Below are 12537 nucleotides of genomic sequence, written 5' to 3' on the forward strand. Positions count from 1 at the left end.
GCGGCGCGCGGGCGGAGAGCGGCCGTTCCGCTACGCCAACGAATCGACGCGCGCCATCACGGCCGACGCCAGCTTCCGCAGCGAAGCGGAAGCCTCGTCCAGCCCTTTTCCCCGCACTGCGAAATAAACCTTGATCTTCGGCTCCGTCCCCGACGGGCGCAGACAGAACCACGAGCTGTCTTCCAGCAGAAACTTCAGCACATTCTCAGCCGGCAGTCCGTCGAGCCCTTGCGAATAATCCAGCACCTTCGCGACGCGGACGCCCTCGATCTGCTCCGGCGGCGCCGAGCGCCAGTCGTTCATGATCGCGCCGATCTTCGCCACGCCGTCCTTGCCCTTAAGCGTCCGGGACTCGAGCTTCTCCAGATACGTTCCGTACTGGGCGTACAGCTCCATCAGCACGCCGTACAGCGTCTTGCCCTGGGACTTGTAGAACGCGGCCGCTTCGCTGATCAGCAGGGAAGCGACGACGGCGTCCTTGTCACGCGCGTAATTCCCCGTCAAATAACCATAGCTTTCCTCGTATCCGAAAAGAAACTCCTGAGAGCCGTCCTTCTCGAACTTCGTCATCAGCTCTCCGATATACTTAAAGCCCGTCAGCGTGCTGAACACCTTGCAGCCGTACGAAGCGGCGATATCCGCTCCCATCTCGCTCGTCACGATCGTCTTGACGACCGCGCCGTTATCCGGCAGCTTGCCCTTCGCTTTCAGGTTCGAGAGCAGATAATGCACCATGAGCGCCCCCGACTGGTTGCCCGTCAGCACGACGAATTCGCCTTTGTCGTTCTTCACGACCGCGCCCATCCGGTCGCAGTCCGGATCGGTGCCGATAATCAGATCGGCATCGACCTCTTGCGCCAGCCGAATCGCCAGCGCGAAGGCTTCCTGCTCCTCCGGGTTAGGAGACTTGACCGTCGGGAACATGCCGTCCGGCTGCTCCTGCTCGCGGACGACGCTCACCTTCGAGAAGCCCGCTTGGGCAAGCACGCGCTGGATCGGAACGTTGCCCGCTCCGTGTAGCGGCGTGAACACGATGCCGAGCTCGGCGCCGGCCCCGCTGCGTAGCAGCTCGGGCTGCACCGCCTGAGCCGTCACCGCGTCGACGAAGCGCCGATCGGCCTCTTCTCCCAGCCAGACGAGCAGCCCCTTGGCCTCCGCCTCTTCGCGCGACAGCCTCTTCACCTGATCGAAGGACGCCACGGCCCGAATCTCCCCGATCACCTGCTCCGCCTGATCGGGAACGAGCTGTCCGCCGTCCGAGCCGTATACTTTGTACCCGTTGTATTCGGGGGGATTGTGGCTGGCCGTGACGACAATCCCGCCCGTCGCGCCGAGGTCGCGAACCGCGAACGACAGCTGCGGAGTCGGCCGGAGCGAAGGGAACAGGTACGTCCGGATTCCGTTGGCGGCCAGCACGCAGGCGGCCTCCAGCGAGAAGACGTCGGAATTCGTCCGGGAATCGTGGGCAATGACAACCGACGGAGACGGCGACTGGCCGCGCAGGAAGTTCGCGAAGCCTTGCGTCGCCTTGCCGACGACGTATCGATTCATCCGGTTCGTGCCGGCGCCCATCACGCCCCGCAGGCCGCCGGTTCCGAACTCCAGCTCCCGGTAGAAGCGGTCCTCGATTTCTCCGGTTTGCCCCGCAAGGCCGCGGAGCTCCTCCTTCGTCCGCTCGTCGATATTGGGGTCGCGAAGCCACGCTTCGTATAATTCAAACGGATTCCATGCAGACATCCATTTCCACCCTTTCTTTGCTTAAGCTTTGGACGGATCGGACAGAGCGAACATCAGCTCGCCCTCGGCGACGATCTTGTCTCCGACGCGGGCGACGCCCCGGCCTTTGCCGATCGGCCCCTTAAGCCGCGTCACTTCCAGCTCGAGCGTCAAGGTGTCTCCCGGCTTGACCTGCTCGCGGAACCGGAAGCCGTCGATGCCGGCGAAGAAGCCGAGCTTGCCCCTGTTTTCCTCCAGCGCCAGCATCGCCACCGTGCCGACCTGGGCCAGCGCCTCGACGATCAGCACCCCCGGCATCACCGGATATCCCGGAAAATGCCCGACAAAATACGGCTCGTTCATCGTCACGTTCTTAAGGCCGACCGCCCTCTTGCCCGGCTCGAGCTCCAAAATCCGGTCCACAAGCAGAAACGGCGGACGATGCGGAATCAATTCCTGAATTTGCACGATATCAAGCATCATTTATTCCTCCTTAATAAGCAGCGCGAACGCGCATAACCCCTCATTGCGCGGCGAATAATACAGCCATCCTCGGGCGAGCTGCAGCAGCCGGGGTTGATATAGGAGCGCCCGTCTCCGCCTGCCTGCAGGATAGGCGGAGGCGGGTTTTCGCTTGCGCAGCTAGGATACGGCGTTTATTTTTTTGAACTTCATAAAATAAATGAACGAGGTCACGAAGGACAGAACGATTCCGCCCCACAGCAGCGGCACCCCGCCCGGCTGATCCAGAAACATCAGCGTAATGGCCAAATAATACAAAATCGTCGTCGCCTTGCCGAAGCCGTTGGCCGGCACGGTCTTGAAGCCGCGGAAATAAAAAATGGCCGAGCCGATAATCATTCCCAGCTCCCGAAAGGCCATCGCGACAAAGGCGGCCAAAGGCAGCACGCTTTTGATCAGGAGGGCGAGAACGACGGAAAGCATCATCAGCTTATCCGCAAGCGGATCCAGCATGCTTCCCGTTACGGTAACTTGTCCGCTTCTTCGGGCGATGTAGCCGTCGAGAAAATCCGTAAATCCGGCCAGCAGCAGCGTGAGCAGCGCCGCGATCGAATGACCTTTGAAATACAAAACCAAAAACACGGGAATCAGCACGAAGCGGGATATTGTCAGCAGATTTGGCACGTTCATTCCCGCGTCCCCCCTGTTTCTCTCAAGTTCCCCACCATTATAACGCTCACCTCTACAAATGAAAACTCCCCGAGCAGAAGCCGGGGAGTTCGCAATCCCGGTCGCAAGGCGCGCAAGCCATGCGTTAAGCGCCATCTGCGAACACGAGATCATACATATGCTTCCAGGTCTTGATGTCGAATACTTCCGATACAGGCCTGTCCCCCAACACGGAAAATCCGATCGCGAGTCCCACAATGAGTGCTGCAATGCACAGAACAGGAATAATCAATAGTTTAAAACTCATCCAAACGACTTGCGCAACGATCCTTCCGGCGGAAGGCTTGCTTTTGCCGTTTGAACGGGAAGGTGCTTTCATGAAAAATTCGTCTCCTTCGACGGGCAACGGCGCGAATCCGGGTCTAACCGGATCTGCTTCGCATCAACCGCGCAGGCTGTTCGCCAACCCCATCATCTGCTCGCTGGAGGAGAGCGCCCTGGCACTCAATTGGTATGCGCGTTGCACCATCATTAAATCGCTAGTTTCCTCCGCCATGCTCACGTTGGATTGCTCGACGAAGCCTTGGCGAACCGCTATTCCGACGTCCCCGTCCGCCAGCTCGCGAACGACGCTGCCCGGATCGACGTCGGCCGGGATGCCGAACAGATTGTCGGCCAGCGCCCGCAGCAGATCGGAATTAGTCAGCTCGACCAGCTTAAGCCGTCCCAGGTCGACCGTCTCGAGGCCGTCCTCGGATACCCCCGTCAACGCTCCGTCCTCCGCGATCCGAAGATCGTAACCGTTCGGCACCCGAACGGGCTCGTCTCCGACTCCGATCACTTGCTGCCCCGTATTCGTCAGCAGCACTCGTTCGCCTTCCCCGTCGGGAAGCAGCTGGAACGGGCCATGACGCGTAAAGGCGCGGGCGCCGTCAGCCGTCCGAACCTCGAACAGGCCGTTGCCCTCGATCGCCACATCCGTCATAATGCCGGTCTCCTGAAGAGAGCCCTGAGTCATATCCGTATGAATCGACACCAGCTTCGTTCCCCAGCCGCCGACAAGTCCGAGCGGCGTTTTTCTTCCCGGCTGGTTGAAGTCCTCCAACTGTCTGTTGACGCTCGTCAATATATCCTCGAATACAGCCGTCTTGCGCTTATAGCCGACCGTATTCAAGTTGGCGACGTTGTCCGCAAGCAGATCCAGCCTCTGTTGGAGCGCGCCCATGGAGACGGCTGCGGTAATCATCGAACTATTCACTCAACAGTCCTCCTATACTCTGGCGATCTCGTTCACGGCTTTTTCCAACGTGCGGTCGTAGGCCTGAATGACCTTCTGGTTCGCCTCGTAGGCTCTGAAAGCCGCCATCAGATCGATAGCGGCCTGGGTCGTGTCCACGTTGGACCGCTCCAGGAAGCCTTGGTGCACCTCGACCCGGTCCTGCGCCTCGATCTGGCGGAGACCGTTCGCTTCTCCCGCGTAGCGGAAGCGGCCGTCCCCTTCGCGAACGAGCAGATTCGGGTTATCCACGCGCACGACCCGGAGCTGCGGAGCTCCCGGCAGCGGCTCTCTCGTCTCGCGGTCCACCAGGCTGCCGTTAGCCGTTACCGAGATATTTTCCCAGGAGCGGTCGACGACGATCGGCTGACCGTCGACGCCGTTGACCGCATACCCGTCGGACGTCACCAGCGTGCCGTCAGGCGCGGTCTTGAAGCTTCCGTCCCGCGTATACCTCTCCTGCCCCGCCGCGTTCACGGCGAAAAAGGCCTGAGGCTGATAAGTGATCTGTCCGTTCGCGTCCACATATTTGCCCGAAGGATCGAAGTTCACTCCGTCGATCAGAATGTCCGATACGAGAGCCAGATCCTGATTCCGGTAAGTTTCTCTCAAGTCTCCCTGCACCATGCTCAGCAGGTTCTCCTCCGAGAATACGCCCGTGCTCAGCTTGCCCACCTTGCTGTCCGACGGATTCGGCCCGCCTAGCGCGTAGACGAGCATCTCGGGAAACGTGCGGTTGACCGAGTTGCCGGCTTTGAAGCCGACCGTATTGATATTCGCGATATTGTTCGTGATGACATCGTGACGGCGCTGCTGAGCGATCATTCCCGAGGCAGCCGTATACAATCCTCTGATCATGGAGCCCTGTCCTCCTCGCGTGCATGGTGATTCGGCCTAACTCTAGCTTACCCCAGCTTGCGGGTCATTTTGTCCAGATGATCGAGCATAATGCCGGTTCCTTTGACGACGCAATGCATCGGATTTTCCGCGATCAGCACCGGAACCTTGATCTCGTCGGCGAGCAGCGCGTCCAGCCCGTCCAGCAGCGCCCCGCCGCCGGTCAGAATGACGCCGCGGTCGATAATGTCCGCGGACAATTCGGGCGGAGTGCGCTCCAGAACGGATTTGGTGGACGCGACGATCGACATGATCGGTTCCCACAGCGCTTCGCGAACCTCGTCCGAGTGGATCGTGACCGTGAGCGGAAGCCCCGTCACCATATCCCTGCCCCGGATATCCATCTCCTCCTGGCGCCCGCCGTTATAGACGGTGCCGATTTTGATCTTGATATCCTCGCTCGTCCGTTCGCCGATCAGCAATTTATATTTGTTCTTTATGTACCTCATAATCGCGGCGTCGAACTTGTCCCCCGCGACTTTAAGAGAAGAGGCGGTTACGACGTCGCCCATGGATAGAACGGCGACATCCGTCGTACCTCCGCCTATATCGACAACCATATTCCCGCTGGGCTGGAAAATGTCCATCCCCGCTCCGATCGCGGCCGCTTTCGCCTCCTCCTCGAGGAAGACTTCTTTCGCCCCGCTTCTCTCGGCCGCTTCGCGGATCGCTTTCTGCTCGACCGACGTAATGTTCGTAGGGGCGCAGATCAGAATGCGCGGCCTGCTGTACCAGCTTTTGCCCCCGACGCGTTGGATAAAAGCCTTCAGCATCATATCCGTCACTTCGAAGTCTGCAATGACTCCGTCCTTGAGCGGGCGGATCGCAATAATATTGCCCGGCGTCCGTCCGACCATCCGATGGGCTTCTTCCCCGACAGCCAACACCTTGCGAGAATCGCTTTCAATCGCTACGACGGAAGGCTCGTCGAGTACGACTCCCCTGCCCTTTACATGAATGGATACGTTGGCCGTACCCAGATCGATGCCGATATCTTTGCTAAACATGCGTCTTTTATCCCTCGCCAAATTGGAGTGTCTGATATTGTAATAGTATTATATTCGATGCATGCGCGGCAAATCCTTCTTTTCTTTCGACATCAATAGCAAAATTATGCTTTTCCGGCTGTCATAACCTCCCGCTTTTTGGCAGTTGTTTTCTTATACTTGATTTTTGTCGCTTCTCCTCCTCTAAGGTGCCGGATCGATTTGTGGTACTCAAGGATGTGCTTGACCTGATCGGCCAAGTCCGGATTGATCTCCGGCAGCCGCTCCGTCAAGTCTTTATGCACCGTGCTTTTGGAGACGCCAAATTCCTTGGCGATCGTACGAACCGTATTGCGCGTCTCCACGATACAGCGGCCAATCTTGATCGTGCGTTCCTTGATATAATCGTGCACGCTCCCGCCTCCCTGCTGAAATAGATTGGTACAGTATATGAGGGGCGCGGTCACTTATTCTAGATGGCCAAGCCTGACAGGCTAGGAAAGTCCCTTTTTTGACGGAAAATATAGGTCCGGCGGCACCAGGACTGTATCTTTGTACCTAGAAAAAAAGACGAAAGGGACTTCTCCCTCTCGTTTGCGGACAGGTACTCCCGGTTATTCGCCGCCCCCCGGTTATTCCCCGCCCCCCTGCTCCCCGATCAGCGCCGGCTGGCGGGAGATGTCCAGCGGCATGTCGCGGAACGTCTGCCGAAAATTCGCTGAACTCCGTAATGATAATTCTGCCCGCTCTTCCGAGTTCGCGCTTCCTTCCGGGGTCCCGCTTCGTTCTTCATGCCGGCGATATCGGATCGCTCCCATTCGATATGAAAAAAAGATCAAGGCGGGCCCCTTTGCCCGCCTTGATCCTCGTCTGCCGTCGCTCTCGCTTATTCTTCCGACTTGATCAGAGTGTTCGGATTAACGGACACGCCGTTCTCGCGAACCTCGAAGTGCACGTGGGCGCCTTCGCCCGGTTCAAGCTCGCTCTGACCTGCCGAAGCGATAACCTCGCCTTGCTCGACCTCGTCGCCGGCCTTCACCTTCAAATCCGTCAGGCTCTGGTAGACGGTGACCAATCCGTTCGGATGCTCGATTTGCACCTCGTAACCGTTGGTCGGCGTTTGGGACGCGACTTTGACCGTGCCGCTCAGCGCCGCGAGCACCTCGAACGACTCCCCGTCCTTGCGGGCCAGGTCGGTCGCCATATGCGGCGTGAACGTATTCTCGTACACGACCATCGCCGCTTCGCGCTCTTCGGCCGGCGCCGAAGCGTCATAGAAAGGCATCAGCGTCGTCATGTCCTCGATTTTTTCTACCGGCCATTGCAGCGATTCTCCGTTGGCGATAACGGCCGACGCTTCCGGACTTTCCTGTCCGGTCGAGACGGCTTCGCTCTCGACTCCTGCTTGACCGGGGATGGCCGGATCTTGCGGATCCTTACCCGAGTTCAGCCAGAGAATCGTTACGATAATTGCTGCCGCGGCCATGTACGCTGCAGGAAAAACCCAGCGCTTGGAAAGGAATTTTTTCCATCCGGTAGGCCTAACAGCGGGAGACGTGCCTGCAATCGACTTTTGGGTGTCGTCGATTTTGCGTGGCGTTTTGTTTCCTTCATTCATGGTTTTCATCACCTCAGTAAGCCATTGTTACCAGGCGATGAGGTTTTATACCTGTTTTTGCTGGAAGATTGCAATTTTTACAGATCTACCATGCCTATAGCCGTTTTTCGGCCCCGATCGCAAGCTTAGAAACTTGTTCCAGACGGGCCCCCGTATAATAGTGTGCCAGAATTTGCGAAGCGCCATACCCTTCCCGGGCCATGCCCTCGGCCCCCCATTGACTCATGCCTACCCCGTGCCCGTAACCGTATACGGTCAGCGTCAGCCTGCCTCCTTCCGCCTTCCAGTCGAACGAAGCCGAACGCAAGCCGAGCAGCCTCCGAACCTCCGTCCCGCTGAACCGGCGGTCGCCGGCCAGCAGCGTCTTGATCCGCCGCCCCTCCGTCCGCTCCAGCACCCGTATGCCAGCCGTCTCCTCCCCCCGCGCAGCCGGCACCGTTTCTACGCCCAGCTTTTCATAGAACTCCGCTAGCCCAAACTCTATCGTCTCCTTGGCTCTCTCGGAGATCGCTTGGTCCCACGGACTTCTCACGGATCGCAAGTACGGGCGCCGGACCGAAAACACTTCCTCCGAGTTCTCCGTATAGCCGTTGCTCGTGGAAAAAAAGAGCGCCTCGATCGGCTCGTCCCCATAGACTAGAATCTGCCCCTCCGTGCGAGCCGCGGCGTCTCGGGCCTTCTCCCAGCCTTCGCCGTCGTTCTCCCGCAGACGCTTCATCTCCTCGACGGATAGATAGACTTGATGCTCCTGCGTGTCGGTCACGTCCGCCTTCCCCGCGCGCTCGCCCAGCCACAGCCTGCGAACCGCATACGTCCGGGCCGCAATCGCCTGGGCTTCCAGCGCCGCGGGCCGAAACCCCAGCGGCATCTCCGCCGCCACGACGCCCGCGACATACATCTCCAGCGGCACCGTCTCTACTTTTCCGGTTTTCGTCACATAGATGGAAATCTTCAGTTGGGCATCCGCCGGCTCTGCTCCCTTTTCCTCCCTCTTCTCCTCCCCCTTTTCCTCCCTCTTTCCCTCACTCTTTTCCTCCCTCTTTTCCGCCCCCGCCTTGCGCCCCTCTCCTCCTTGACCGCCCGTTCCCGCCATCCGCTTCGTGCCGCTTTCCTCGCCATCCGTTTCATTCTCGATGCCAGCCGGCGATACGAGCCTTGGCTCTCGCTCCTCCAACGCCGGCCCCTCCGCCACAGCCATTCCCGGAGCCGCTCCTCCGTGCACAGCCTGCCAGAGCCAGACCGCCAGCAAGCAGCCAGTCGCGTAGGCGACCGCGATCACCTTCCAAGAAACTGCGATTTGCCCCCTTCGCCTTCTGCGTCCCCAGCCTTTTCGGCCGTATCTCCTTCCTCTCACCCTTCCACCTCGTTCGGCCTAATTTCGGAGGCGGTTGACCGGTCGTCCACCCGCTACCAACCGATGCTTCCAAAATATGCGAGAGTGAGAGAGCATAGAACAGCGAGGCCGACTCAGCTTTACAGATCACCGGGGACTCCCGCCGCCGCCTTCCGCGTCGCGTTCCCTTCTGAGCATGCCATTTTCGGCCTACCTGAGTCATCTGCAGATCCCTGTGGGCTCCCCACCGCCGCCTTCCCGTCGCGTTCCCTTCTGAGCATGCCGTTTCCGACCTCCCTGAGTCATCTGCAGATCCCTGTGGGCTCCCCACCGCCGCCTTCCCGTCGCGTTCCCTTCTGAGCATGCCGTTTCCGACCTCCCTGAGTCATCTGCAGATCCCTGGGGGACGATTACCCTCCGCACATGCCATTTAGCTCTCCTCTGTAGATCGAATCCCCGAAACCCCTTCCATCACGGATACCTCTATCTCCCAATCCACACAGGCATTCGCCCGGCATGCAGTCGCTATTCGGTAGGGCTCTCCCCCTCTCCCCTTTCGCCATCCAGATTACTCTCCTTTTCTACCCCCTTGCTCCGGATCCGACTCCTCTCTTTTCCCGCATCCTCCTCCCGTCACGCATCCTCCCAGCGCCTTCCCTCCCGCAACGACTCCCCCGCTAGCTCGCCCCCCTCGCCTGACTCGGTTCTTCCCCAGCTTTCCGGCTCTAATTCCCGCCCGCTCTCCAACGAAACGCCTCCATCTGCCATTCACTCAGGTAAGCAAAAATCGAGAAATCGTCGTGACCGCCCTTCCAAAAATTTCACAAAATAGAGTTGAAAAGGGAACGTATGTTTGGTATAATAAAAATAGGAACAAACGTTCTATTGGAGAAAAGTGGGAGGGAAGATCGGATGGCGTCCATTCGGAGGTTTATGGCACAGTTTCCGGACGAGCAGGCTTGCCGCGACTATTTGTTCGCTTCCCGTTGGCCTCGCGGCTTTATCTGCACCAAGTGCGGAGAGATGCGCTACAGCTTGATCAAGACGCGGAACGTGTACGAGTGCGCCAACTGCAAGACGCAGACCTCCATTACGGCCAATACGCTCATGCACCGCACCAAGCTCCCCTTGCGTTACTGGATGGTCGCGCTTTATTGGGTCGCTTCGGGACATCGCTGTTCCGCACGCAGACTGGCCCATGCGCTTCGCATCCAGCATCGTACCGCCGCAAGACTGCTTCGCAAGATCCGGCTTGCCATGCATAAGTCGGAGTTTACGCCCCTGCTCGACTTCTGGAAGCGCGAGAACCGTTCCGCCCAGCAGCCGGTTGTGCGCAGAGCCATGCTGGGGATGTGCAGGAAGGCCCGGGCCTTCATTCGCGATAATTACGGTCCCCGCGTGTCCAAGTGGAACCGGCTGTACTATTATTACGAGTACCGATTCCGAAGCAACAACGCCCACCGGCCTGTCGCGGCGCTCAGCAAGCTGATACTTGGCGCCTGCACGACGATCTACACCTTAAACGAGTACGGGAGGCTTCGCGAAGGGAGACCGGCTAGCTCCGCCGATGCCTGAAAAGCAAAAAACCCCCGAGCCGAGGAGGCCCAGGGGCGATACATTCGATAGCGGCTAAGTATGAGAACGCGTAAGTCCGATGCCCCGAACGCCGATTAAGCCAGCGTCGGTTGTATGTTGCGGATAACGACTTCCGCCGATGCCGCTGCGCGCTGCTCGAACTGCTTCATCAGGTTGTCGGGCTGAAGAGCGGCCTTTTCGGACTCCTCCAGCACTTCTTCCGGCGACGGCGCACGATAAATTTCGGCCCCCAGACCCGCCAGCTTGTTAACGATGTTCACGTACCCCCGCTCGATATGGTGCACGCCGCCGACTTCCGTATTGCCGTCTGCGGCCAACGCGGCGCAGATCAGGGCCGCTCCGGCTCGCAAGTCCGTTGCGCATACGCTGGCTCCGGAGAGCTTCGTACCGCCCGTGACAATTGCCGTGCGTCCGTCCACTTTAATCTCGGCGCCCATTTTAATCAGTTCGTCAACATGCATAAACCGATTTTCAAAAACCGTCTCCGTCACAATGCTGGTTCCGTCCGCCACCAGCAGCAGCGTCATCATCTGCGCCTGCATATCGGTCGGAAACCCCGGATAAGGCAAAGTTTTCACGTCGACAGCGCGAAGCGGCTTCGACGCACAGACGCGAATGCCGTTCTCATCGCAATCGACGAGTACGCCCATTTCTTCCAGCTTGGCAATAATCGGACCGAGATGGTCGCGAATAGCGCCTTCTACATAGACATCTCCGCCCGTAATCGCAGCGGCGATCATATAGGTGCCGGCCTCGACCCGATCAGGGATCACCTGATGCTCTGCCGCATGAAGCTTTTCTACCCCTTCGATCCGAATGACTCCGGTGCCTGCTCCGCGAACTTTGGCCCCCATCGCATTCAGATAGTTGGCCAGATCCACGATCTCCGGCTCTTTGGCCGCATTCTCTATAACGGTCGTTCCGACTGCAGTCGTCGCCGCCATCATAATGTTCTCTGTAGCGCCGACGCTCGCAATGTCCAGATAAATTCTGGCCCCCCGCAATTTCCCTTTTACAGTCGCTTCGATGGATCCTTGTCCGAATCCGATCTCCGCTCCCATCGCTTCGAAGCCCTTCAGATGCTGGTCAATCGGACGTGTGCCGATAGCGCAGCCTCCGGGCAGCGAGATTCGCACCTTGCCTACGCGGGCCAGCAGCGGCCCCATGACCAGAAACGATGCGCGCATTTTTCTTACCAGCTCGTACGGAGCTTCCCAGGAAGTCAGGGATTCCGCATTCAACCGTACGCTGTCGTCTTGATGCTGCGCGTAAACCCCCAAAGCCGCGAGCACTTGAAGAATGTTCTTAACATCGTCCAGGGCGGGAACGTCATGAATGACGCTTGATCCTTGCTCCGCCAGCAAAGAGGCGGCCAGGATCGGAAGGACGGAATTTTTTGCGCCGTGCACGCGGACTGTTCCCGATAGGGTGCGTCCGCCGCGGACGATGATTTTGCTCATGGGTGGTTCCCTCCGCGCGTAATAGATTCATTCCGAAGCACTGGCAAATATAACCGACTCCGAAAAACCCAAATTTTATCATACCACTTCGTTCAACATTGACACAAGCGGCATTTTCTGGGACAAACAGCCGACATTCGACGTCATTCGAGCCTCAATGTTTAATTCCTTGGGTTTATATATTATTGCCCAATATCGCGTTTTTTCACGAATATCGGGTTAAAAAGACGGCTAACCGCTGCTGAACAGCCATTTCAGCGTGCCGACCCAACTCCAGTAGTCCAACACGAATCGGGAAACCAAGTGCCCTAGTCCGATCGCTGCCAGCAGATGCAGCACGCGGACCTTCGGTCCCCGCGGATCGCGCGCGATCTTCTCCCAGCGAACCTCCTGCAGGACGATCCAGGCCACGACAACGCAGCCTAACGTTACGAAGATCGAGAATAACCCATTCCATCCGGCCAGCTCGAACATTCCCGCATCATTTCCCATGCCCGACGACTCCTTCCGCCCGGTTCAGAGCG

At 58.6% G+C, this 12537-nt stretch carries 13 protein-coding genes; 1 reads left to right on the forward strand and 12 read right to left on the reverse strand.

The window, feature by feature from the left end:
• Positions 1-30: 30 nt before the first annotated feature.
• From ACFO3S_RS15780 to spoIID, 10 genes are all read right to left on the reverse strand, one after another.
• Positions 31-1737 (reverse strand): phospho-sugar mutase, encoded by a 1707-nt coding sequence (locus ACFO3S_RS15780; RefSeq protein ID WP_378098029.1) that lies wholly within the window; start codon positions 1735-1737, stop codon positions 31-33.
• A gap of 21 nt (positions 1738-1758) precedes the next feature.
• Entirely contained in the window at positions 1759-2196 is a 438-nt protein-coding gene (gene fabZ, locus ACFO3S_RS15785) for a 3-hydroxyacyl-ACP dehydratase FabZ (RefSeq protein WP_378098032.1), read from the reverse strand.
• Between the two features lie 162 nt (positions 2197-2358).
• The gene (locus ACFO3S_RS15790) at positions 2359-2868 is read right to left on the reverse strand and encodes a CDP-alcohol phosphatidyltransferase family protein (RefSeq protein ID WP_378098035.1); all 510 of its coding nucleotides are present in this window, start codon (positions 2866-2868) and stop codon (positions 2359-2361) included.
• 124 nt (positions 2869-2992) lie between these two features.
• Positions 2993-3226, reverse strand: coding sequence for a DNA-directed RNA polymerase subunit beta (locus ACFO3S_RS15795; RefSeq protein ID WP_378098038.1), 234 nt, complete (start codon positions 3224-3226; stop codon positions 2993-2995).
• Positions 3227-3289: 63 nt separating this feature from the next.
• A complete protein-coding gene (locus ACFO3S_RS15800; protein WP_378098041.1) occupies positions 3290-4105 on the reverse strand; it encodes a flagellar hook-basal body protein in 816 nt (271 codons plus the stop codon).
• 12 nt (positions 4106-4117) lie between these two features.
• Complete coding sequence (locus tag ACFO3S_RS15805) at positions 4118-4981, reverse strand: flagellar hook-basal body protein (protein ID WP_378098044.1); 864 nt, start codon at positions 4979-4981, stop codon at positions 4118-4120.
• A gap of 47 nt (positions 4982-5028) precedes the next feature.
• Positions 5029-6027, reverse strand: a complete 999-nt coding sequence (mreB, locus tag ACFO3S_RS15810; RefSeq protein WP_378098047.1) for a rod shape-determining protein MreB — start codon at positions 6025-6027, stop codon at positions 5029-5031.
• A 104-nt stretch (positions 6028-6131) separates the two neighbouring features.
• Positions 6132-6419, reverse strand: a complete 288-nt coding sequence (gene spoIIID / locus ACFO3S_RS15815; protein ID WP_378098050.1) for a sporulation transcriptional regulator SpoIIID — start codon at positions 6417-6419, stop codon at positions 6132-6134.
• 473 nt (positions 6420-6892) lie between these two features.
• On the reverse strand, positions 6893-7624 hold the full coding sequence (locus tag ACFO3S_RS15820) for a peptidoglycan DD-metalloendopeptidase family protein (RefSeq protein WP_378098053.1): 732 nt from the start codon (positions 7622-7624) through the stop codon (positions 6893-6895).
• Between the two features lie 94 nt (positions 7625-7718).
• Positions 7719-8978 carry a stage II sporulation protein D gene (spoIID, locus tag ACFO3S_RS15825; RefSeq protein WP_378098056.1) on the reverse strand — a complete coding sequence of 420 codons (1260 nt, stop codon included), beginning with the start codon at positions 8976-8978 and terminating at the stop codon, positions 7719-7721.
• An 891-nt stretch (positions 8979-9869) separates the two neighbouring features.
• Between spoIID and ACFO3S_RS15830 the strand changes: the two genes are divergently transcribed.
• Positions 9870-10532: a transposase gene (locus ACFO3S_RS15830; RefSeq protein WP_378098059.1), complete on the forward strand. Its 663-nt coding sequence runs from the start codon at positions 9870-9872 to the stop codon at positions 10530-10532.
• Positions 10533-10627: 95 nt separating this feature from the next.
• On the opposite strand, the gene murA is transcribed toward ACFO3S_RS15830, so the two are convergent.
• Entirely contained in the window at positions 10628-12013 is a 1386-nt protein-coding gene (gene murA, locus ACFO3S_RS15835) for a UDP-N-acetylglucosamine 1-carboxyvinyltransferase (protein ID WP_378098062.1), read from the reverse strand.
• 231 nt (positions 12014-12244) lie between these two features.
• A complete protein-coding gene (locus tag ACFO3S_RS15840) occupies positions 12245-12505 on the reverse strand; it encodes a DUF1146 domain-containing protein (RefSeq protein WP_378098065.1) in 261 nt (86 codons plus the stop codon).
• Positions 12506-12537 lie beyond the last annotated feature (32 nt).

It is taken from the genome of Cohnella hongkongensis, from assembly GCF_042654645.1.
In the GTDB taxonomy this organism is placed as follows: Bacteria; Bacillota; Bacilli; order Paenibacillales; family Paenibacillaceae; genus Cohnella; species Cohnella hongkongensis.